Genomic DNA, 23403 nt, shown 5'->3' with positions numbered 1-23403 from the left:
GCCACGCCGGTGACCGTCCTCGAAACGCCCCCGTAATGATGCGAAACTGGTGCGATGCGGCTGTACCGGGACCGGGCGGTGGTGCTGCGCCAGCACAAGCTCGGCGAAGCCGACCGGATCGTCACTTTGCTCACCCGCGACCACGGACTGGTCCGCGCGGTGGCCAAAGGGGTGCGCCGTACCCGCAGTAAGTTCGGTGCCCGCCTGGAGCCGTTCGCCCACATTGACGTACAGCTGCATCCGGGCCGCAACCTCGACATCGTCACCCAGGTGGTGTCGGTGGACGCGTTCGCGAGCGACATCGTCAGCGACTACGGCCGCTACACGTGCGCCTGCGTGATGCTGGAGACCGCCGAACGTCTCGCCGGCGCCGAGCGGGCACCGGCAACGGCGTTGCACCGGCTGACCGTCAGCGCGTTGCGGGCGGTGGCCGACGGCCGTCGCCCCCGCGAGCTGGTGCTGGACGCCTATCTGCTGCGTGCCATGTCGGTGGCCGGGTGGGCGCCGGCACTGACCGAATGTGCCCGTTGTGCCACCCCCGGCCCGCATCGGGCGTTTCATGTCGCGGCCGGCGGTAGCGTCTGCGGTCACTGCCGCCCGGCCGGGTCGACCACCCCGCCGATGGGGGTGCTGGATCTGATGGCGGCGCTGCACGACGGGGATTGGGAGCTTGCTGAATCTTCTACGTCGGCGCACCGCAGCCACGCCAGCGGATTGGTGGCCGCCCATCTGCAGTGGCATCTGGAGCGCCGGCTGCGGACATTGCCGCTGGTGGAGCGCGTTCAGCGGGTGGCGGCCGGGCAGGACGCGGTGGGGGTCGAGGCGGTACCGGAGGCCACCGGCAGCGACGGCTGACCCCGGGGGCACCGACCTGGCAATTGTGTTCGTTTCCGTGGACCATTCGCGGGTCGGCGGTAGGCTGATGCAACTTCACGATCCGAAGGCTCAATCTGGAAGGCAGGCCGAATGATTCACGACACCGGGTGGGGACGCTGGGCGCACTACACCGCGCCGCGATACGCGGCCGGCCTCGGCGCAGCGGCGGGAGCCCTGCTGGTCGCGGGAATGCTCCCGGCGGTGGGCCCGGTCGCGCAGGCGGGCTTCGGGCTGGGTGTCGGGGTCATGGCGCCGTTGTCGACTCATGCCCCGGGTGCCGACGGCGCCGATGGCGCCGACGGTGCCGACGGTGCTCCGGGAGCCGACGGCCGGGGCGGTAAGGGCGGCAAAGGCGGGCAGGGCGGCAAGGGTGGCCAAGGCGGCAAGGGCGGCCAAGGCGGCGCCGGAGGTAAGGGCGGTGACGGCGGCAAGGGCGGCGCCGGCGGGCACGGCGGTGCCGGTGGCGCCGGTGGTGCCGGTGGTGCGACCGGCCCCGGCGGGCAGCCTGGTGCGGGCGGTGCCGGTGGTGCCGGCGGAGCGCCCGGACCCGGTGGAACGCCTGGTCAGCCCGGTCAGCCCGGACAGCCCGGACGCGCCGGCTGACTGAGCGATACGAGCGAACCGACGCGTCTGGCACGCTGCTCCGATGGGAGTGGCACCCGCCGCGGCGACCCCAACCACCCCCGCTAGAGTCTGACTCGATCGCCGGGGGGCAACGTAACAAGGAGCCACAAAGAAGTGACTGACAACCCACGCGCAGACGTCGTATCCCGGCAGTACGAGCGGTGGACCTACCCGCCCCCCATCCACGACCTGCAGGCGTGGTCGGCCGGGAACTGGGAGTGGTTCGACCCGAGCCATGCCCACCGGGTGCTGTGGCCGGACCGGGAGTACCGGCCCGAACTCGACATCCTCATCGCGGGCTGCGGCACCAACCAGGCGGCGGTCTTCGCCTACAACAACCCGAAGGCCAGGGTGGTGGCCGTCGACATCAGCCAGGCATCGCTGGGGCACCAGCAGTACCTCAAGGACAAGCACGGGCTGTGGAATCTGGAGCTGCACCAGCTCCCGATCGAGGAGTTGGCCACGCTGGGCACGGACTTCGACCTGGTGGTGTCCACCGGCGTGCTGCACCACATGGCTGACCCGAAGGTGGGGATGAAGGCGATCGCGGAGCGGCTGCGGCCCGATGGCGTCGCCGCCATCATGCTGTACGCGCGCTACGGCCGGATCGGCATCGAGATCCTCGAGTCGGTCTTCCAAGACCTGGGATTGGAGCAGAGCGATGCCTCCATCCAGACCGTGCGGCAGGCCATCCGGATGCTGTCTCCGGACCATCCCGTCCAGTCGTATCTGAAGATCGCCGGCGACCTGGTTTCGGACTCCGGCCTGGTGGACACTTTCCTGCACGGTCGGGCGAAGAGCTACGACGTCGACGGCTGCATCGATCTGGCCAATTCGGCGGGGCTCGACTTCCAGGGCTGGCTGCTCAAGGCGCCGTACTACGCGCACGACATCGCCGCGCCGTCGGGCGGCTTCTACGACGTGGTGAATGCGCTGCCCGAGGCCAAGATCTGGTCGGTGATGGAGCGCATCCACACCCTCAACGCGCGGCACTTCTTCCTTGCCACTCGTCCTGACCGTCCCAAGAACACCTACACGATCGACTTCTCGACGCCCGAGAGTCTCGACTACGTGCCGCTGTTCCGCTTCAAGTGCGGTTTGAACGGCAACGAGATCTTCCGTCCGGGCTGGCGCATGCAGCTCAACCCAGCCCAGCTGCCGTTCGTCCAGAGCATCGACGGGCGCCGGAGCATCCGTGAGATCGCCTCGAGCCTGGCGCAGGCCGGCGGGCCGTCGCGGGGGAGCACAGCCGATCTGGAGAAGTTCGGTCGCAAGCTGTTCCAATCGCTGTGGCGCCTGGACTTCGTCGCGATGGACCTGAGTACCGATTCCTGATCGTCGGCATGGCCGGTAAACCGCCGCAGCGCAGGCGCGGTCACCGCAGGCGGTGCCGGCCCGGTCGGGCAAAATTGGGCGCATGGTGTTGAATCGGGCCGATCGCAAGGGCGGCTGCCCGCAGTTGCCCGCGGCACCCGAGGACTATCCGGTGTTCCCGGACACGTCCACCTGGCCGGTGGTGTTCCCGCAGTTGCCGTCACCACCGGGCGGGGGGCCGTGCCGTCCGCCGCAGCACACCTCCAAGGCCGCCGCCCCGCGGATTCCGGCCGAGGCGCTGCCCAATCACGTCGCGGTAGTGATGGACGGCAATGGCCGCTGGGCCACTCAGCGCGGCCTGGGCCGCACCGAGGGCCACAAGATGGGCGAGGCGGTGCTGATCGACATCACCTGTGGTGCCATCGAGTTGGGCATCAAATGGCTCACCGTGTATGCGTTCTCCACGGAGAACTGGAAACGTTCCGCCGAGGAGGTCCGCTTCCTGATGGGGTTCAACCGCGAGGTGGTGCGCCGCCGCCGGGAGAACCTCAACGCAATGGGAGTGCGGATGCGCTGGGTGGGCTCGCGACCCAAGATGTGGCGCAGCGTCATCAAGGAATTCGAGATCGCCGAGGCCATGACAGTCGGCAACGACGTCATCACCATCAACTACTGCGTCAACTACGGGGGGCGCACCGAGATCGCCGAGGCCGCACGGGCCATCGCCGCCGAAGCCGTTGCGGGCAAGCTGAACCCGAACCGGATCAATGAGGCCACCGTCTCCCAGCATCTGCACCGCCCGGACATGCCCGACGTCGACCTGTTGATCCGCACCTCTGGTGAGCAGCGGTCATCCAACTTCATGCTGTGGCAGGCGGCCTACGCCGAGTACATCTTTCAAGAAAAGCTGTGGCCCGACTACGACCGCCGCGACCTGTGGGACGCCTGCGAACAGTACGCCTCCCGGCAGCGCCGATTCGGGACGGCGTGATGACGGATCTGGCCCACCGTCTCCACACGGCGCTCACCGCGGCGGCGGTGCCCACGGACGCCGAGCCCGACGGTGCGCTGACCGTCCATCATGACGGCACGCTGGCGTCATTGCGGGTGGTGCCGATCACCGACGAACTGGAGTTGGTGTCGCTCACCCAGATCCTGGCCTGGGACCTGGCGCTGACCAAGAAGCTGCGTGAGCGAGCGGCCGAGCAGGCGCGCCTGAGTCAGCTCGGCACGGTCACCGTGGTAGAGAAGGGCACCACTAAGTCCGCAGATGTGTTGCTGCGCTACAACTTTCCAGGCTCCGGTCTGAGCGACGACGCGCTGGCCACGCTGGTGCTGTTGGTGCTGGCCAAAGGCGTTGATATCCGCCAGGCGCTCACGTCCTGACCCGGGCTTCGTTGACGGCTCCCGCCGAGCGCACTAGCTTAACGTGATCTGAGTGTTCGCTGATGTGTCCCCAAAGGCGAGAGATTGGGGGAGACGTGATCGCCAAGCACCGCGGCGGCCCGGCTGTGGTCACCGCCCTCGGCGCCCTGCTGGCATTCGGCGCGTCCCCGGCAGCCGCCCCGCCGGCCCGGGCGGACGTCGTCGATACCGACTGGCTACTCGACCAGCTGGCCCCCGAACCCGCTCCGGCGGCCGCCTTTGACCCCGTCGATCTGAGTCACCTGTTCGACCAGTGGTTCTACGCCCCGCTGCACGCCGGGGTCGCGGAGTGGCTCGACAGCGCCGTCGGTCAGAACATCGCCGACGCCGTCAACGTCGTGCTGGGCAGCTTTGCCATCGGCAACGGTGCTGATGGCACCGCCGATCACCTCGACGGGTTCGCCGGCGGCTGGCTGCTCGGTGACGGCGGTGCCGGATTCGGCGGCGGCAACGGCGGTGACGCGGGGCTGTTCGGCAACGGCGGGGCGGGGGGCGCCGGAAGCTACGGCATGGCCGGCGGGGACGGTGGAGACGGCGGCTGGTTGCTGGGCCGGGGCGGCGACGGCGGCGCCGGCGGCGCCGGAATTACGGGGGTGGACGGTGCTGCGGGGATCAATTCCGCCGGCGGCGACGGTACCGATGGCGGTGACGGCGGCGCCGGCGGCAACGGTGGCGCGGGCGGATTGCTGTTCGGGATCGGTGGCCGGGGCGGTTCCGGCGGTGCGGCCGGGGCCGGGGGCAGCGGTGGCGCCGGTGCCGACGGTGTCGAGGGGCACATCGACGGGTGGGCGGGCGGCGCCGGTGGCGATGCGGGGCTGACCGGCGCCGGGGGGCGTGGCGGTAGCGCCGGTTGGTGGGGGGCGACCGGGTCCGGCGGGGCGACCGGCGATGCGGTGGACAGCATCAGCGGTAACGGCGGCGCCGGCGGCAACGGCATGGACGCCGGGGTGGCCGGCGCGGCCGGAGGCAACGGGGGCGCCGGCGGGACCGGTGGCGATCACGGCGACGGCGGTGCCGGCGGGCACGGCGGTAACGGTGCTGTAGGCGCGGCTGGAGCCGATGCCGAACCGACCGTGACCGGTGCCGCCGACGGCGCGGCAGGACAGGCCGGTCAGAGCGGGGGCGCCGGCGGTGATGGCGGTGCCGGCGGGGCCGGGGGCGTTACCAGCGGCAATGGCGGCGCCGGCGGCCGCGGTGGTGATGGCGGCCGGGGTGGCGCCGGTGGTGTCGGCGCAGACGGCGGCGACGGCGTGCTCGGCGGTAACGGCGGCAATGCCGGGCTGGGCGGTGCCGGCGGTGACGGCGGCGCCGGCGGCCGGGGCGGTGACGGCGGCGCGGCCGCCCACGGACTGGCCGGTACCAACGGTGATGGCGGAAACGGCGGCGCCGGTGGGGATTCCGGTGCCGGAGGCAACGGCGGTGATGGTGCCACCGGTACCGCCGCACACACCGCGGGAGGCAATGGCGGAAACGGCGCCGACCCCGGCGCGGTCGGAGCCGGCGGTGCCGCGGGCGCGGCGGGCACCGGCGGGCTGGCCGGCAGCGGTAGAGCCGGCGCGGTCGGTGCCGACGGGCTGATGGCCACCGGCGGGGGCAACGGCGGCATCGGGGGCCGTGGCTACGACTATTCGGGAGCGGACTCGGGGGCCCGGATCGTTGCACTGGCGGCGCCTTCGGGTGGCGCGGCGACCGGCGGCGCCGGTGGACTCGGCGGCAACGCCGCCGCGCTCAACGGGGTGGGCGGAGCCGGGGGCGACGGCGGCAACGGTGGCGCCGGGGGTTTGGGCGGAAGCGGCGGCTATCAGGGCGGAGCCGGGGGCAAGGGCGGCGACGGCGGCGACGGCGGTACCGGCGGCGCGGGCAGCCTGACCGGTGCCGCCGGTACCGGTGGTCGCGGCGGCAACGGCGGCGCCGGCGGGGCCGGCGGCAATTGCCTGGATCTGCCCGGCGCCAACTGTGCCGGCGGCATCGGCGCCGGGGGTCAGGGCGGCGTGGGTGGCAAGGGTGGCGCGGGCGGTGTGGGCGCGAACGGTACGGCCGGGGCGATCGCTGTCAACAACGGTGCCGGCGGAAACGGGACCAACGGCGGTGTCGGCGGCCAGGGCGGTGATGGCGGTGCCGGCGGTGATGCCGGCACCAACCTCGCCACCGGCGCGGTAGGCCTCAACGGCAATGGCGGCGCCGGGGGCGCCGGGGGTGTCGCCGGTGCGGGCGGCAATGGCGGCGCCGGCGCCGACAACACCAGCAATGTCATCAACAACGGCACCGGCGGCGCGGGTGGTCGCGGTGGTGACGCCGGGACCGGTGGTGGCGGCGGTAACGGCGGTGCGGCCGGAGGCACCGCGGGCGGTGGCGGCACCGCCGCGACCGCCGGTGCGGCCGGCGGGCTGCCGAGCGGGCCCAGCGGCAATGGTGGCGACGGCGGACGCGGCCACGACGCGACGAGCAGCGGTGCCGCCGGAGGGCAAGGCGGCCGGGGCGGCGACGGCGGCAATATCGGCAACGGCGGGGAAGGCGGCGCCGGCGGCAACGGAGGGCAGGGAACGACGGGAACCAGCCCGAGCACCGCGGGTAGCAACGGCGGCACCGGTGGGGGTGGCGGGATCGGTGGCAATGGAGGTGCCGGAGGCAAGGGCGGCTCGACCTCGGGTGACGGCGGTGCCGGTGGGCAAGGCGGCCGAGGAGGAATCGGTGGCACCGGCGGGAACGGCGCCGTCGGGAATAACGGCGGTCTGGCGAATCTCAACGGCGAGAAAGGTGGCACCGGCGGCGCCGGGGGAGTCGGTGGCGTCGGCGGTGTCGGCGGTGTGGGCGGAAGCGCCACTACCGGCGTCGGCGGTGGCGGAGGTGCCGGCGGCGTCGGCGGAGTAGGGGGCCAAAGCGGCAACGGCGGTACCGGTGGCCAAGGACTGCTCGGCGTGTTAGGGCTCGGGGGTATCGGAGGCGACGGCGGCAATGCCGGAACGCCGGGCACCGGCGGCTACGGCGGTACCGGTGGCGTGGGTGGCGCAAGTGCCAGTGGCAGCGGCGGTACCGGCGGTAGCGGTGGTAGCGGCGGCACCGGCGGCCAGAGCGGCAATGGCGGCAACGGCGGTGCGCCGGCACTCGGCCTAGGCCTGCTGGGCGGTAAGGGCGGCAGCAGCCCCGACGGCGGGACCGGTGGCCACGGCGGTACCGGCGGCAACGGTGGACACGTCGGTGGCGGGGCGGGCGTTGGCGGGGCCGGCGGGGTCGGCGGCCAGACCGGCGTCGGCGGTCAGGGCACTAACGGCAGCGGTGCCGGCAGTTCCGGAGTCCAGGGCGCTGACGGCCTGGTGGGCAGCGACGGCTGTATCGACGGAGCTACACCGCCCTGCTGAGCGGGCGGCCGATGGTCGCGCCTGCTCAGAACCGGAGCGGTCGCCTGAATCTCACTGGAAAATCTCAGGTTTATGGGTTTCGCACGGCCGGGCCCGCGTTCACGACTCCGGGGCGGGGTGGGTTCTGCCGTCCCGGACTCGCCCTGCCCGGCTGGTGGGGCGGGTGCCGCTGGCGCGAGGTATAGGCAAAACGTTGGCGAACTATATGAAAAAACAATAAATGAATACCTAGATTTTTACTAAAAAGAAAATCTCCAATAGCTAAACTAACGGCCACGGATATAACTCAGTAATTCCCTAAATCGGACTTATAGTCCGGATAGGAGAACCGGGATGACCATCAGGCATCGCGTCACCGGACACCGAGTCACCTCCTTCGCCGCAAAGCGTCCACGCCGCCGCGTGCTCGGCGCCGGAACCGCGGCCGGGGCGTTTCTGGCGTTCGGAACCGCCCCGCTGGCCAGCCCACCGCCGGCGCGCGCGGATCTGGATTTCGGTTGGCTGATCGACCTGTTCGACCCGGGGCTCGCCTCTGACGTCGACGCCGGCCCGCTGACCGAAGCACTTGATCTGCAGCCGTGGCTCGATCCGGCGACGTGGGCCGAGCAGCTGCCCGGCCTGGCCGCCAGCTCCCCAGCCGAATGGGGCTCGACCGACTGGACCGCGCTGTTCGACCAGTGGATCTACACCCCGCTGCACGCCGGCCTGCAGGACTGGATCAACAGCCCGTTCGGCCTCCAAGTCGACACGGCAATCAACGGCTTGCTGGGTTCCTTCGCGATCGGCAACGGCGCCGCCGGCGACGCGACCAGCCCGGACGGCGGGGCCGGTGGCTGGCTGTTCGGCGACGGTGGCGCCGGCTACGACGGCAGTGCCGGGGGTGTCGCCGGCGGCGACGGCGGAGATGCGGGCTTCTTCGGCAACGGTGGGGCCGGCGGTGACAGCGGCGGTGGCTTCACCGGGGGCGCCGGTGGCACCGGGGGTTCGTTCATGGGCGTCGGCGGTAACGGTGGGGCCGGCGGCGACGGTGGCGCGGGCGCTTCCGGCGGCAACGGGGGCGTCGGCGGCGCCGGAATCGGCTGGCTGTTCGGTAGCGGTGGCGCCGGCGGCCTCGGCGGCGACGGTGGCCTGGGTACCGCGGGAGTCACCGGCGCCCAGGGCATCTGGACGGTGGCCGGCGGCACCGGCGGGCTCGGCGGCATCGGCGGCGGCGGCGGCGCCGGCGGCAACGGCGGAGCGGGGGGTTCAAGTTCGTCGCTGCTGTTCGGTGATGGCGGACGGGGCGGCGGCGCCGGGAACGGCGCGGCCGGCGGTAATGGCGGCGTCGGCGGCCTGGGCGCCAGCGGTGACTTCAGCGCTCATGTCTCCGGTGCCGGCGGCGATGGTGGCGACGGCGGGAACGGTGGCGTCGGTGGCGCGGGCGGCCAGGCCGGCGCCGGTGGTCTGGGTGCCCAGTTCGGCAGCGCGGGGCTGGCTGGGGCCGGCGGGAACGGCGGGTCCGGTGGAAACGCCGGTGCCGCCGGTGATGGCGGGGCCGGCGCGGCCGGTACCGCCGATCATGTCGACGGTGGTGCCGGCGGCAACGGCGGTGAGGTCGGCCGGTCCGGCGCGGGCGGGTCGGGTGTCACCGGGGTGGCCGCCGCCGGACAGGCGGCCACCAGCGGCGGCGACGGCGGTGCCGGTGGAGCGGGCTGGACCTCGACCGATTCCGCCGTCGACGGCGGCAACGGCGGCGCCGGCGGCAACGGCGGCAGCTACGGCAACGGTGGAAACGGTGGTGCCGGGGGCGCCGGGGCGGCCGGCGCCCAGGGCGACGACGGGACAGCAGCGACATCGGCTGGGCAGCTCAGCAGCGCTGGTGAAGTGGGCGGCGCCGGCAGTAACGGCGGGGCCGGCGGCAACGGCGGGCTGGGCGGATCGATCGCCGGTGACGGTGGTCAAGGCGGCGCCGGCGGCGCGGGTGGTGCCGGCGGCCGCGGCGGGCTCGGCGGCGACGGTTACGACGCGGCCTCCGATGCCCATGCCGCGGGAGGCGCCAACGGTGGTGACGCCGCGCTCGGCGGCAACGGCGGACACGGTGGCAATGGTGGTGCGGGCGGGTCCGGTGGTGGTGTGGCGGCCGGCGGCTCCGGCAGCGCCGGAGCCAACGGTGACGGCGGTGTCGGGGGCGCCGGAGGTGACGCCGGTTCCGGTGGCAATGGCGGCGATGCCGCTAATGGCACCGCCGGTCACGTCGACGGCGGTAACGGCGGCGCCGGCGCCAATGCCGGTGTGGCCGGCGCCGGTGGCCTCGGGGGCGTGGCCGGCACCGGCGGGCTGGCCGGCACCGGGGTGGCTGGGTCCGCCGGCGCCGACGGGGTCAAGGGACTGCTAGGCGGCAACGGCGGCGACGGCGGTGACGGCTTCAACCAGTCGCCGGTTGGTCAGGGTGGCTTCGCCGGGCAGGCCGCCACCGTCATGTCCGACGGCGCCCGGACCGGCCTGGCCGGCGGCAACGGCGGGTTGGGCGGTCGCGCGGCCTTCGACGCCGGAGTCGGTGGCGACGGCGGCAACGGTGGTTCCGGCGGCGCCGGCGGTGCCGGCGGGTCCGGGGGCTGGGCGGCCGGCAACGGCGGTACCGGCGGCAGCGGCGGCCAGGGCGGTGCCGGCGGGGAGGGCAGCTCGATTGCCGCCGGCGGCAAGGGCGGCGCGGGCGGTGCCGGGGGCAACGGCGGCGCCGGCGGCAACTGGACCGGCGACCAGTCCAGTCTGGATGCGGGCGCGCCGGGCACCGCCGGCAACGGTGGCAATGCCGGCGAAGGCGGCCACGGCGGCCAGGGCGGGGTGGGCTACATCGGCCAGCAGGGCGTGCTGTCCGCCAACAATGGTGCCGGCGAGGCCGGCGGGCAGGGCGGCGAAGGCGGGCAGGGCGGCGCCGGCGGCACCGGCGGCAACGCCGGCACCGGCGCCCACGACACGGTGGGCACAAACGGCAATGGCGGCAACGGAGGCCAAGGCGGCAACGGCGGTACGGCCGGCTCCGGCGGACAGGGTGCGACCGGCGACACCACCCTGGCGATCAACCAGGGCGCCGGCGGCAGCGGCGGCGCGGCCGGAACCGCCGGCGCGGGCGGTCGCGGCGGTGACGGAGGCGGGGGTGGATCGACCGCCGGTGGCAGCGCCGGCAACAACGGCTCCGGCGGCAAGGGTGGTGACGGCGGTGCCGGGGCCGGCGGTGGCGACGGTGGTGACGGGGCGCAGGGACTGGCCGAGGTCGCGGGCGCCAACGGTGAACTCGGGGCCGGTGGCGACGGTGGGAATGGCGGCGACTCCGCGCAGGGCGGGGCGGCCGGCGTCGGCGGCAACGCGGGCACCGGGGGCACCGGCACGGCCGGGGTGGCCGGGGGCTCCGGCAGCGCCGGCCAGAGTCTTTCGGTAGCGGCGGGCAACGGCGGCGCGGGTGGAAATGGCTACGACCCGTCGGCAGCCGGGACGGGTGCATCGGCTGGGACCAACGGTGGCAACGGTGGCGCCGGGGGTAACGGCGGCAACATCGGTAAGGGCGGTGACGGTGGTGCCGGCGGCTCCGGGACTGCGGGGGCCGACAACTCCGGGACCACCGGTGGCGTCGGCACGGGCGGCATCGACGGTCTGACCGGCGGCACCGGCGGCGCCGGCGGTAATGGTGGCGCCGGTGGCAACGGCGGAGCGATTTCGGGTGCGGCCGGCAATGGCGGCAACGCCGGCAGTGGCGCCGACGGTGGCGGCGGAGGTGGTGGAGTCGACGGAACGGCGGGTGCCGCCGGCGGTGATGCCGGCACGACGCTGGGCAACGGTGGTGCCGGGACCGCCGGTGGGACCGGTGGTCGCGGCGGCCACGGCGGAGTCGGCGGCAACGGCGGCGCGGCGGGCAGTGCCACCAATGGGGCGGCCGGCTCGGTCGGTGCCAACGGCACCGGTGGTTCCGGCGGTGCCGGCGGCGACGGCGGAAACGCCGGCGCGGGTGGCCAGGGTGCACTCGGGGTGGCCGGGATCGCCGGCGGCGGCGACACCGGTGCGGCGCTCGGTGGCGGCGGCAATGGTGGTGCGGCCGGAGCCGCGGGCGTCGGTGGTGCCGGCGGTAACGGCGGTGCGGGCGGGTCGACCGCGGGTGCCGCGGCCGGTGCCGACGGTGCCGGCGGCCACGGCGGTAATGGAGGCGACGGAGCCGCCGGTGGTGGTGGCGGACAGGGTGCTGCCGGTACCGCCTCGGATGCCGGCTTCGACGGTTTTGCCGGTTCCGGCGGGCACGGTGGCAACGGTGGCGACTCGGCCATGGCCGGTGCCGGCGGCGGTGCCGGGACCAATGGGGACGGTTCCACCACTCCGGGCAATGCTGGCAGTGACGGCGCTTCGGTGACCGGGCCGGCCGGCAACGGCGGTGACGGCGGTGCCGGTTATGACCCGTCAGCGGCTGGGTCCGGGGCGTCGGCGGGGACCAACGGCGGCAACGGTGGCGCCGCGGGCAACGGCGGCAATATCGGCAAGGGCGGCGACGGCGGCGCCGGCGGCTCCGGAACTGCGGGCACCAACGGTGCCGCGGGGACGCCGGACAGCGTCGACGGCGGCTCGGGTATCAAGGGCGGCTCGGGCGGCGCGGGCGGCAACGGCGGCCTCGGCGGTTCGATCTCCGGCGATGGCGGTATCGGCGGCGCCGGCGGCAACGGTGCGGTCGGCGGAAATGCCGGCGCCGGCTACAGCTTCGCCGGTACCACCGGCGGGACCGGTGTCAATGACATGGACGGCCGGGCCGGCGGCAACGCCGGGGCAGTCGGCGCGGGAGGAAACGGAGGCCACGGCGGCAGCGGCGGCGGCACCGCCGGTGGCGACGGTGCGGCCGGCGCCAACGGCAATGGCGGCAACGCCGGAGCCGGTGGCAACGGTGCCGCCGGCGGTGACGGTGGAGCCGGTAAGGCCGGGGTAGCCGGCCAGATCATCCACGGCAGCCTCGGCGGCGGCGGCAACGGCGGCGCCGGCGGCGACTCCACCCAGGGCGGGTCCGCGGGCACCGCGGGCGCGGCCGGCACCGGCGGTGCGGTGGGCACCGGCAGCGCGGGCAATGCGGCGACCGGCGGCACCGGCGTGGCCGGGCCGGCCGGCAACGGTGGCGACGGCGGCGCCGGGTACGACCCGTCAGCGGGCGGTGCGCCGGCGGGAACCAACGGCGGCAACGGCGGTGCCGGCGGCGACGGCGGCAACATCGGTAAGGGCGGCAACGGCGGCGAGGGCGGCTCCGGCACCGCGGGCACCGACAACTCGGCGAACACCACCGGTTTGGCCGGCGACAAGGGCGGCTCCGGCGGGGACGGCGGTCAAGGCGGCAACGGCGGCTCGATCTCCGGTGCTGCCGGGGTCGGCGGCAACGCCGGGACCGGTGCGTCCGGTGGCGGCGGCGGCACCGGGAACGCCGGCTCGGTCGGTACCTCCAGCACGGTCGCGGGCACCCAGGGCGGCATCGGCGGCGCCGGTGGTGACGGTGGCAACGGCGGCAACGGTGGTGCCGGCGGTAAGACACTGGGCGGCACCGGCGACCAGGCGCCCACCGGGACCGGCGGCGACGCCGGCGCGGGCGGTACCGGTGGCGGCGGCGGAACCGGCGGTGCCGGATACACCGGCCAGGACGGCGTCAACACGGTCACCACCACCGCGAATGGCGAATCCGGAAGTGCCGGCGGCACCGGCGGCATCGGCGGCCGGGGCGGCACCGGCGGCAACGGCGGTACCGGCAGCACCAGCGGCGCCAACGGCAACGGCGGCCAGGGCGGCCAGGGCGGTGCCGGCGGCAACGCCGGCGCCGGCGGCGACGGCGGTGACGGCCAATCGGGTATCGCCGGTGGCACCGACACCGGCGCTGCCCGCGGCGGCGGCGGCATCGGCGGCAACGCCGGCACCGCCGGCGCGGGCGGGATCGGAGGCGCCGGCGGCGGTGGCGGCACCACCGTCGGGGCCGGGGGCACCAACGGCAACGGCGGCGCCGGTGGTACCGGCGGCAACGGCGCCCTCGCCGGCGACGGCGGTGACGGGGCTCAGGGCGTAGCCGGGGTCGCTGGCGGCGGTATCGGCGCAGCTACCGGCGATAACGAAGGCGCCGGCGGCAATGGTGGCGATGGCGGCACCACTAGTTTGCGGGGCACCGGTGGGTCCGGCGGCGCAGCCGGTACCGGTGGCGCCGGCGGCGGGGGGACGGCCGGCGTCGGCGGCGCGGCCGGTAGTAACCCGGCACCGTTGCCCGCCGGCAACGGTGGCGACGGCGGCGACGGATACGACCCGTCGGGAACCAACAGCGGCGCGTCCGGCGGCAACGGCGGTAACGGCGGTAACGGCGGCAACCTGGGCCGGGGCGGCGAAGGCGGCGAAGGAGGTAGCGGCGCCAGCAACGGCTCGCCGGGCTGATCCGACCGGGCGGGGCCTACTTATTTCCTACAGTCGGCTTTCCTACAGTCGGCGCAGGTGCCGAAGATCTCGATGGTGTGGCTGACGTCGGAGAAGCCGTGCTCTGCGGCGATCTGGGCCGCCCACGTCTCGACCTCATGGTCGGCAACCTCCACCGTGGCGCCGCAGTCGCGGCACACCAGGTGGTGGTGATGGTGCTCTGAGCAGCGCCGGTACACCGATTCACCGGTGTCGGAGCGCAGGGTATCGACCTGACCGGCCGACGCCATCGCCTGCAACGTGCGATAGACGGTGGTCAGCCCGATGTTCTCGCCGCGCTCACGCAGCGCGTCATGCAGTTCCTGCGCCGAACGGAAGTCGTCGATGGTCTCCAGCAGCGCCGAGATCGCCGTGCGCTGCCGGGTGGAGCGCACCCCGGGGGCGGTCAATGGTCTTCACCGGCGTGGGCCACCGCGTCGATGACGATATGCGCCAGGTGATGGTCGGCCAGCCGGTAGAGCACTTCGCGGCCCGACCGTTCCCCGGTGACCACCCCGGCCGATTTGAGGATCTTCAGATGCTGGCTGACCAGTGGCTGCGGCACCCCCAGCGCGTCGACGAGTTCGTGGACGCAGCGGTGCGACTCCTGCAGCTGCAAGACGATCGCGATGCGCACCGGAGCGGCCAATGCCCGCAGCAATTCGCCGGCGGCGTCGAGGATCTCACGCGGCGGCGTGACCGGGTAGGCGGGCCCGGTGTGTTGGTGGTCATCGGCTACCAGACCGGACGCTGCGGGCGCCATGCCACCACCTCCGCCCATGTTGGAAACCGTTTTCAGCTGGCTCCACTGTTCCATGCGTAATGATGCATGTCAAAGAACTCCGAGCTTATCGATACGATGTCGGTGCTCTGCGTGTCGGCGTTGCCGGCGCGGCCTCGACAAGACAGGAGTGCACCCCCTCGTGGCGTCCGTCATCGACACCGTCGTCAATCTGGCCAAGCGCCGCGGCCTGGTCTTCCCGGCCGGCGAAATCTACGGCGGCACCAAATCCGCCTGGGACTACGGTCCGCTCGGCGTGGAGTTCAAAGAGAACATCAAACGACAGTGGTGGCGCTCGGTCGTGACGGCCCGCGAGGACGTCGTCGGCCTGGACTCGTCGATCATCCTGCCGCGCGAGGTGTGGGTGGCCTCCGGTCACGTGGACGTCTTCAACGACCCGCTGGTGGAATGCCTGTCCTGCCACAAGCGTCACCGCCAGGACCACATGCAAGAGGCGGTAGCCGCCAAGCGGCTTGCAAAAGGGGAGCAGGTCGACCCCGATGACGTTCCGATGAGCGAGATCGCCTGCCCGGACTGCGGTACCAAGGGCCAGTGGACCGAGCCCCGCGAGTTCAACATGATGCTCAAGACCTACCTCGGCCCGATCGAGACCGAGGAGGGGCTGCATTATCTGCGCCCCGAGACCGCGCAGGGCATCTTCGTCAACTTCGCCAACGTGGTCACCACCGCGCGGCGCAAACCACCGTTCGGAATCGCCCAGACCGGCAAGAGTTTCCGCAACGAGATCACCCCGGGCAACTTCATCTTCCGGACCCGCGAGTTCGAGCAGATGGAGATGGAGTTCTTCGTCGAGCCGTCCACCGCCCGCGAGTGGCACCAGTACTGGATCGATACCCGGCTGGCCTGGTACGTCGACCTCGGTATCGACGCCGACAAGCTACGGCTGTTCGAACATCCGCTGGAGAAGCTGTCGCATTACAGCGCCGGCACCACCGACATCGAGTACAAGTTCGGTTTCCAGAACAACCCGTGGGGCGAGCTGGAGGGCATCGCCAACCGCACCGACTTCGACCTGTCCACCCACACCAAGCACTCCGGTGTCGACCTGTCGTTCTACGACCAGGCGTCCGACACCCGCTACACGCCGTATGTGATCGAGCCGGCGGCCGGCCTGACCCGCTCGTTCATGGCGTTCCTGATCGACGCCTATCACGAGGACGAGGCCCCCAACGCCAAGGGCGGGGTAGACAAGCGCACGGTGTTGCGCCTGGACCCGCGGCTGGCGCCGGTCAAGGCCGCGGTGCTGCCGCTGAGCCGCAACGCCGACCTGTCGCCGAAGGCCCGAGACTTGGCCGCCGAGTTGCGCCAGTCCTGGAACGTCGAGTTCGACGACGCCGGGGCGGTGGGCCGGCGCTACCGTCGCCAGGACGAGATCGGCACCCCGTTCTGCATCACCGTCGACTTCGACTCCCTCGAAGACCAGGCCGTCACCGTGCGCGAGCGCGACAGCATGGCTCAGGAGCGGGTGGCCATCGACTCGGTGGCCGACTACCTGGCCGTGCGCCTCAAGGGCTGCTGACCTCCGGCTGGCGGGCCTGGATCTGCGCGCCGGTGAACAAGTCGCGGTCTGCCTTGGCACCGCCGCTGCGGCGTACGGTTTCGACACCGAGGACGACTCCGACCTGCACGTGCTGAACCCGGCAGGGCATCAGCTGCGCAAGTCCGACGGGTTGGTGGTGCATCGCCGTCACGGCGTGCCGTTAACCGTAATCGACGGTCGGCTCGCCACCGAGCCCAATTGGACCGCAATCGAATTCGCCCGCAGCCTCCGCCGCCCCCGGGCGCTGGCCGTTCTCGACAAGGCGCTGCGCAGCGGCCACTGTGACCCGCGCCGGTTACGCCGCGCGGCGGCGCACCAATCCGGGCGGCCGGGAATCGTCACAGTGCGGGAGCTGATTCCGCTGGCCGATGGAATGCTCGACGGCGGGCTACCCCCGCCCGAACTGCAGTTCACGATCATCGACCGCAACTTCCAGGCATGGCGGGTGGACTGCGCCTGGCCGCAGTATCGAGTGGCCGTCGAATACGACGGCTTCGACTTCCACAGCAGCCCTGAGGCGCTGCGCCGGGAGAGGCGCAAACGCGCGGCATTGCAGGAGGTGGGGTGGACGGTGCTGTCCATCGTCGACGACGACGTTCGACGCCGATCCCGGGACATGGTGCGCCGCATTGAGACGGAGCTTTCCCGCTCGCGCGCCGCGCGAATTTGCCGGCGCGAGCGTGCGTATCTCCGGGAAATTGTGCGGCGTGTCGAGCGGGGACGCGCACGCTCGCGGTGGTGGGGTTAGAAGCGGCCGCCGCCGCCGAAGAAGCCGCCGCCACCCGAGGAGCCGCCGAACGAGGTCGGACTCCAACCGCCGCCGCTGCTACCGCCGCCGAAGCCGCCACCCATACCGCCACCGCTGAGGATGTTGCCGATGATGATGCCGCCCAGCATGGCGCCGGTGTCATTGCCACCACCGGGGCCGCCGCCGTAGCGCCCGTAGTAGGCCCGCTGCGCGGCCTGCACGTCGGCCTTGGCCAGTGATTGGGCCGCGGCGGCCAGGGTGGCCGCACCGTTGGCCTGGCTGATGGCGCCGGCGACGTCGGTGCTGCGCTTGTCCTGGGCGGCCTCGAGCCGGCGGCGGGCCTCGGCCAGCCGGGTGCGGGCCTCCGGGCCGACGCTGCCGCGGCGGGTGTCGATGTAATCCGAGACGGCGCGGATCCGCGACGACGCGGTGAACAGCGCCTGCTCCAGCGTGCGGGCCAGTCGCTCGGCGGCCGCGCGTTCCTCAGCCACGGTGTCCAGCAGCCGGTCCAGATCAGCGTCGGCCTTGGTCAACGCGGTGAACGCCCCCAGCGGATCTCCGCTGGCCCGCGCGGCGGCAACAGCCTTGACCGCGGTGTCGCGGGCCGACGCCAGCTCGGAGCGGTGTGGGCCCGCGCCGCGCTGCAGCTGCGCATTGGCCTGTGCGATGCCGGCCTCGGCGTCGGTGATGGCCTCCGGCAGCGTGGCGACCGCGTGGCGGATGTCGCGGGCGGCGTTGTCCACCGCGTCGAGCAGCGCCCGGCCCTGGCCCAATCCGGACTCCGCGGCCCGCACCGCGTCCACCAGTTCGCTCTGCCCGCCGGTCACCGGATGATCGGCCAGCCCGCGCGCCCGGGTGATGTTGCGTTCGGCGAAGGCCGCTCGGTCCTGGGCGGTCTTGACGTTGCCGGCCACCGAACTGAGTGCGGTGGCGTCGAATTCGCGATGCAACTCGATCAGGTGCTGCTCGGAGGCCGGAATGCGCCCGGTCAGCTCGACGAGCCGCTGGGTCAGATCATCGAGGCGTGCCGCTGCGTTGAGCACCAGGTCGCGCAACTGCTCGAACGAGGCTCGCTGCGTCTCCAGTTCGCGGTCGGCCTTGGCGGCGGTGACGATCACCCCGGTCAGCAGATCGCGCTGCTGGGCCGGTGTCTCGGGGATGTCGTCGTCGAGTTGCTGACGCACGGTGAAGGCGTGCTCCATGGCGGACTTTGCGCTCGCGACCGCCTGTGCGAACGGCCGGGTGCGTTCCTGCCCGAACTCATCGACCGCCAGCTGCAACTCGTTGGCGCTGGTGCGCACCGCGTTGTCGACCTCGACCACCTTCTCGCGCGACAGCGCATCCAGTGCGAACACCGGCACGGCGGCCAGCGCATTCGGATCGGTCGGGTCGACGCGCCGGGCTGCGGCCAGCGCCGCGGCGTGCCGCCTACGCCGCAGCTGACGGGCCACCAGCCACACCGCCACGCCGGCGGCCGCCACCGCGGCCAGCGCGATCAGGATCGGCGCCCAGTTCACCTCGGCTGGAGCTGCCGCCGCGTCCAATCCCTCGGCGGCGACAGCGGCCGCCCCAGCCCAGTCGCCGCGGTGCAGGGCCGGCTCGATCTGGTTGCGCCGCAGGGCGTCGACCTTGCCGGTGCTGATCTCGGCGATGCCGTTGGACACCAGGAACGCATAGCTGCGGTCCGCGGTGGCCACCGCCAGCAGGGCGTCGTTGTTGCCCAGGTCGCTGAGCTGGGCCGTGCTGCGGCCCCACCCGTCGGCGGTCTGCCCGGAGAAGACCTCGACGTAGACCACCCACAGCCGGATGTGCCGGTCGGCGTAGAGCTTGTCGATCGCGGCCTGCACCTCGGCGCGGTCGGATGGCGACAGCACCCCGGCGCTGTCGGTGATCGAACTGGGCAGCCGCAGCGGTGGTTGCCCTGCGGCGCTCGGCGCCACGAGCAGCGCGGCGGTGAGGATCGCCAGGACGGCGCTGATCAGGCGCGTGATTCGCATGCTGGTCAATGTATATGCGATCCCTGGGCGAGCGATGGAATTCTGCGGCCGGCCTGGGCGCGGCCTCGGGCGCCGCGGCGCCGGGCTTCGGGCTGGCGTGTCATCGAAATGGGCGCGCGCTAAATAGACTGGCGCCGGTGGCCATGAACTCATACGACAGCTACGGCGCGCACGATCGCGATCGCCTCGTGGCGGAGCCGTCGAAGACGGCCGGCCTGCCCGGAACCGCCGGCCAGCACCGGACCGACTTCGCCCGGGACCGGGCCCGGGTGCTGCACAGCGCCGCATTGCGCCGGCTGGCCGACAAGACCCAGGTCGTCGGACCCCGCGACGGCGATACGCCGCGCACCCGGCTGACCCATTCGCTGGAAGTGGCCCAGATCGGGCGGGGGATGGCGATCGGACTGGGCTGCGACCCCGACCTGGTCGACCTGGCCGGACTGGCTCACGACATCGGGCATCCGCCGTACGGTCACAATGGCGAGCAAGCGCTCAACGAAATCGCCTCCGGCTGCGGCGGATTCGAAGGCAATGCGCAGAACTTCCGCATCCTGACCGGCCTGGAACCGAAAGTCCTGGGGCCGGACGGTGCAAGCGCGGGACTGAACCTTACCCGGGCGGCGCTGGACGCGGTCACCAAATATCCGTGGCCGCGACGGCCGGAAAACGGCCCGGCCCGAACCAAGTTCGGGTTCTACGAGGACGACCGGGCCGCCGCCGAATGGATGCGTCGAGGCGCGCCGGAGGACCGGGTCTGCTTGGAGTCGCAGATCATGGACTGGGCCGACGACGTCGCCTACTCGGTGCACGACGTCGAAGACGGTGTCATCGCGGGCCGCATCGACCTGCGGGTGCTCGGTGACGCCTCGACGGTGGCCGAACTGGCGCGGCTCGGCGATCCCGACGGCGAGCATGATCTGGCGGCGGCGGCTCAACGACTCACCGAACTGCCGGTGGTGGCCGCGGTCGCCGGTTACGGCAAATTCGTGGTGACGCTGTCGGCGTCCGTGGCGTTGAAGCGACTCACCAGTGAGCTGGTCGGTCGGTTCGCCTCCGCGGCGATCAGCGCTACCCATGCCACCGCCGGCCGCCGGCCGCTGACCCGCTACCAGGCCGACCTTAAGGTGCCTGAACTGGTTCGGGCCGAAGTGGCCGTGCTGAAAACCCTTGCGGTGCAGTTCATCATGTCCGAAGATCAGCACCGCAAGATTCAGGCCGTCCAGCGTGAGCGGATTCACGAGGTCGCGCACCGGCTGCTTGCCGGGGCACCGGAGAGCTTGGATCCGATCTTCGTCCCGGCGTTCGTCGCCGCCGCGGACGACGGCGCGCGGCTGCGGGTCATCATCGATCAGATCGCGTCGTGCACCGAGGGGCGATTGGAGCGTCTCGCGGGGGGCTGAGTGGCGCCTCAGCTGAGTTCGGTGACCTTGTCCATCATCGCCTGCACGGCCTGGATGCTGCTGGTTTGGGGATCGGCGGAACCGGTGGCGTTCTCGGTGCCGGTGAACGCGATCAGTACCCCGACGATGTAGTTGCCGCGCACGCCGATGGCCCGGGTGTCGGGGGCCTTGGGGCTCTTGTCGAGCACGATGGACGCCGCCAGCACGTCATCGGTGACCCGCACGTCGGTGATGTGCATTTCGGTGCCGTGCAGGTGCGGCTGCGCTCCCGAAACCGGGTCGGTCGTGTCGACCGGACGCCCGTCGCAGCGCTTCCACTGGTCGGCGAAGCTCGCGAACAACTCCTGGGCGTCGGCCTCGCTGGGCAGCGCGACCACGGCCTCCTTGACGAACATCACCCGGGTGGTGAGCGGCGTGAAGCCGTCCCGGTGGGGTTCGGAGTCGATCCACGTCTCGCGTGCGTAGCTCTGCACGTCGGCCCCGGCGTACACGCTCTTTGGTGCGACGTCCACGACGCCCACGCATTCGCCGGGCGCCGACGAGTCCTCCATCGCCTCCAGACCGCCGTAGGCCGGCGGCCCGGTGACCGTGGTGAAGGGCTGGTCCAGCATCTTCGTGAGCTCGGCGCCGTCGAGCAGGACCTGCTTGACGGTCTCGCCGGTGATACCCGATGCGGCGCCGCGGGAGCGGTCGGGCGAGCCCAGCCACATCACCAGCCCCACCACGGCCAGCACCACGACAGCGATCGCGAGCAGGAGGCGAGGTCGCTTGGATTTCGCCGCCGTTGGCTGCTCGGACAGACTCATGGGCGCTCCCGGACCTCGACGTTGACGGACCGAGCTTAAAACATCGGGGTTGGCCGACCGGCGGTGCACTCTAGACTGACCCGGTGCCCGGCCGTATCTCCGATCGCGACATCGCCTCCATCCGCGAGCGTGTCCGGATCGAGGATGTGGTCGGCGATTACGTCCAGCTCAGGAGGGCCGGAGCCGACTCGCTCAAGGGCCTGTGCCCGTTCCACAACGAGAAGTCGCCGTCGTTTCACGTCCGGCCCAACCACGGCCTGTTCCACTGCTTCGGTTGCGGGGAGGGTGGTGACGTCTACGCATTCGTGCAGAAGATCGAGCACGCCAGCTTCGTCGAGGCGGTCGAACTGTTGGCCGACCGGGTCGGCCACACCATCACCTACACCGGGGCATCGGCCACCAACATCCAGCGCGAGCGCGGCGGCCGCAGCCGGCTGATCGCCGCCAACGCGGCGGCAGCGGAGTTCTACGCCGCGGCGTTGGGCAGCCCCGAGGCCGCACCGGCGCGCAAGTACCTCACCGAACGTAACTTCGACGCCGCCGCGGCCCAGCGGTTCGGCTGCGGGTTCGCCCCTTCGGGGTGGGACGGCTTGACGAAACACCTGCTGCGTAAGGGCTTCGAGTTCAAGGAGCTGGAGGCCGCAGGGCTGTCCCGGGAGGGACGCCGCGGCCCGATGGACCGGTTTCACCGTCGGCTGCTGTGGCCGATCCGGTCCTCGGCGGGGGAGGTGATCGGGTTCGGCGCCCGCCGGTTGTTCGACGACGACCCGATGGAGGCCAAGTACGTCAACACCCCGGAAACGACGCTGTACAAGAAGTCCAATGTGCTGTTCGGTCTCGACCTGGCCAAACGGGACATCGCGCGCGGGCACCAGGCCATCGTGGTGGAGGGTTACACCGATGTGATGGCGATGCACCTGGCGGGGGTGACCACCGCCGTCGCGTCGTGCGGCACCGCCTTCGGCGACGAGCACCTGGCGATGCTGCGGCGACTGATGATGGACGACAAATTCTTTCGGGGCGAGCTGATCTACGTCTTCGACGGCGACGCGGCCGGGCGTGCGGCGGCGGTCAAGGCCCTCGAGGGTGAACAACAACTGGCAGGACAGTCGTTCGTCGCGGTGGCCGCCGACGGCATGGATCCGTGCGATCTGCGGCTGGCCCACGGCGACGAGGCGCTACGCGACCTGGTGGCACGCCGAACTCCGTTGTTCGAGTTCGCAGTCCGCACCGCGCTGGCCGAGATGGACCTGGACAACGCCGAGGGCCGGGTCGCCGCGCTGCGTCGCTGCGTACCGATGGTCGCCCAGATCAAGGACCCGACGCTGCGCGACGAATACGCCCGCCAACTGGCCGGCTGGGTGGGATGGGACGACGTCGCGCAGGTCATCGGAAGGGTGCGCGCCGCGGCCAAGGGTTCCCGGGGCGCCGCGAAGCGCATGTCCACCACGTCGGCCGCGGCGGCCGCCCAGCCGCCGGTGGCGCGCCCCAACCCGGCCGATCCGACGCTGTGGCCGCAGCGGGAGGCGCTCAAGGCGGCGCTGCAGTTCCCTGCGCTGGCCGGGCCGGTGTTCGACAGCCTGACGGTGGAGAGTTTCACTCACCCCGGTTACGCGGCGGTGCGCTCGGCGATCGACACCGCCGGCGGAACCGCCGGGGCGGCCGCGGGCGCGCAGTGGATCGAGACGGTGCGCGAGCAGACCACCTCGGCGCTGACGATCGGTCTCATCCACGAGTTGAGCGTGGAGTCCATCCGCGTCGACGACGAGAAACTGCCCCGCTACATCGGCGGGGTGCTGGCCCGGTTGCAGGAGGTCTGGGTGGGCCGGCAGATCGCCGAGGTCAAGTCCAAGCTGCAGCGCATGTCACCGGCAGAACACAGTGACGAATACCACGCCCTGTTCGGGGACCTGGTCGCGATGGAGGCCTACCGGCGCAGTCTGCTCGAGCAGGCCAGCGGCGACGATCTGACCGCCTGATCGCAAGGCCGGCCGTAGGTCGGGTGCAGCGGGTCAGGCGCGAGGGGTACCGCCTGATCGCAAGGCCGGCCGTAGGTCGGGTGCAGCGGGTCAGGCGCCACTGG

Annotated in this window: 16 protein-coding genes; 11 read left to right on the top strand and 5 right to left on the bottom strand. The window is 72.3% G+C overall.

The features are described 5' to 3' along the window. The first annotated feature begins 54 nt into the window (after nt 1-54). The 7 genes from recO (at nt 55) to ACAG20_RS01540 (ending at nt 14009) form a co-directional block, all read left to right on the top strand. The gene (gene recO / locus ACAG20_RS01570; RefSeq protein WP_370491285.1) at nt 55-855 is read left to right on the top strand and encodes a DNA repair protein RecO; all 801 of its coding nucleotides are present in this window, start codon (nt 55-57) and stop codon (nt 853-855) included. Nucleotides 856-966: 111 nt separating this feature from the next. After that, the gene (locus tag ACAG20_RS01565) at nt 967-1479 is read left to right on the top strand and encodes a hypothetical protein (RefSeq protein WP_370491284.1); all 513 of its coding nucleotides are present in this window, start codon (nt 967-969) and stop codon (nt 1477-1479) included. A gap of 135 nt (nt 1480-1614) precedes the next feature. After that, a complete protein-coding gene (locus tag ACAG20_RS01560) occupies nt 1615-2835 on the top strand; it encodes a class I SAM-dependent methyltransferase (RefSeq protein ID WP_370491283.1) in 1221 nt (406 codons plus the stop codon). Nucleotides 2836-2917: 82 nt separating this feature from the next. Then, on the top strand, nt 2918-3805 hold the full coding sequence (locus tag ACAG20_RS01555; RefSeq protein WP_370491282.1) for a decaprenyl diphosphate synthase: 888 nt from the start codon (nt 2918-2920) through the stop codon (nt 3803-3805). Beyond that, nucleotides 3805-4200, top strand: coding sequence for a hypothetical protein (locus ACAG20_RS01550; RefSeq protein WP_370491281.1), 396 nt, complete (start codon nt 3805-3807; stop codon nt 4198-4200). The genes ACAG20_RS01555 and ACAG20_RS01550 overlap by 1 nt, the downstream gene beginning before the upstream one ends. Nucleotides 4201-4295: 95 nt before the next feature. Beyond that, complete coding sequence (locus tag ACAG20_RS01545) at nt 4296-7598, top strand: PGRS repeat-containing protein (protein ID WP_370491280.1); 3303 nt, start codon at nt 4296-4298, stop codon at nt 7596-7598. 333 nt (nt 7599-7931) lie between these two features. Next, nucleotides 7932-14009 (top strand): PGRS repeat-containing protein, encoded by a 6078-nt coding sequence (locus ACAG20_RS01540; protein ID WP_370491279.1) that lies wholly within the window; start codon nt 7932-7934, stop codon nt 14007-14009. A gap of 20 nt (nt 14010-14029) precedes the next feature. On the opposite strand, the gene ACAG20_RS01535 is transcribed toward ACAG20_RS01540, so the two are convergent. Continuing rightward, a complete protein-coding gene (locus tag ACAG20_RS01535; protein ID WP_112686766.1) occupies nt 14030-14437 on the bottom strand; it encodes a Fur family transcriptional regulator in 408 nt (135 codons plus the stop codon). Then, nucleotides 14434-14790, bottom strand: coding sequence for an ArsR/SmtB family transcription factor (locus ACAG20_RS01530; protein ID WP_370491278.1), 357 nt, complete (start codon nt 14788-14790; stop codon nt 14434-14436). Before ACAG20_RS01530 ends, ACAG20_RS01535 begins: the two co-directional genes overlap by 4 nt. A gap of 148 nt (nt 14791-14938) precedes the next feature. Here ACAG20_RS01530 and ACAG20_RS01525 point away from each other — a divergent pair, with 148 nt between their 5' ends. After that, the gene (locus tag ACAG20_RS01525) at nt 14939-16348 is read left to right on the top strand and encodes a glycine--tRNA ligase (protein WP_370491277.1); all 1410 of its coding nucleotides are present in this window, start codon (nt 14939-14941) and stop codon (nt 16346-16348) included. Here ACAG20_RS01525 and ACAG20_RS01520 read toward each other — a convergent pair. Further along, entirely contained in the window at nt 16335-16457 is a 123-nt protein-coding gene (locus ACAG20_RS01520; RefSeq protein ID WP_370491276.1) for a hypothetical protein, read from the bottom strand. The two genes, ACAG20_RS01525 and ACAG20_RS01520, sit on opposite strands and share 14 nt — an antisense overlap. On the opposite strand from ACAG20_RS01520, the gene ACAG20_RS01515 reads away from it, so the two are divergent. Next, nucleotides 16458-17117: a hypothetical protein gene (locus tag ACAG20_RS01515; protein ID WP_205868886.1), complete on the top strand. Its 660-nt coding sequence runs from the start codon at nt 16458-16460 to the stop codon at nt 17115-17117. Here the strand turns inward: ACAG20_RS01515 and ACAG20_RS01510 are convergent. Beyond that, nucleotides 17114-19114 carry a TPM domain-containing protein gene (locus tag ACAG20_RS01510; RefSeq protein ID WP_370491275.1) on the bottom strand — a complete coding sequence of 667 codons (2001 nt, stop codon included), beginning with the start codon at nt 19112-19114 and terminating at the stop codon, nt 17114-17116. The two genes, ACAG20_RS01515 and ACAG20_RS01510, sit on opposite strands and share 4 nt — an antisense overlap. Before the next feature lie 137 nt (nt 19115-19251). Between ACAG20_RS01510 and ACAG20_RS01505 the strand changes: the two genes are divergently transcribed. Continuing rightward, complete coding sequence (locus ACAG20_RS01505; protein WP_370491274.1) at nt 19252-20514, top strand: deoxyguanosinetriphosphate triphosphohydrolase; 1263 nt, start codon at nt 19252-19254, stop codon at nt 20512-20514. 8 nt (nt 20515-20522) lie between these two features. Here the strand turns inward: ACAG20_RS01505 and ACAG20_RS01500 are convergent, their stop codons facing one another. After that, nucleotides 20523-21320: a sensor domain-containing protein gene (locus ACAG20_RS01500; RefSeq protein WP_370491273.1), complete on the bottom strand. Its 798-nt coding sequence runs from the start codon at nt 21318-21320 to the stop codon at nt 20523-20525. 83 nt (nt 21321-21403) lie between these two features. On the opposite strand from ACAG20_RS01500, the gene dnaG reads away from it, so the two are divergent. After that, a complete protein-coding gene (dnaG, locus tag ACAG20_RS01495; protein ID WP_370491272.1) occupies nt 21404-23299 on the top strand; it encodes a DNA primase in 1896 nt (631 codons plus the stop codon). Nucleotides 23300-23403: the final 104 nt, after the last annotated feature.

Origin of the sequence: Mycobacterium sp. pW045 (genome assembly GCF_041287085.1) — a bacterium.
GTDB lineage: Bacteria > Actinomycetota > Actinomycetes > Mycobacteriales > Mycobacteriaceae > Mycobacterium > Mycobacterium algericum_A.
Note: the sequence above shows the minus strand (reverse complement) of the source record. Positions and strands in the feature narration are given on the sequence as shown.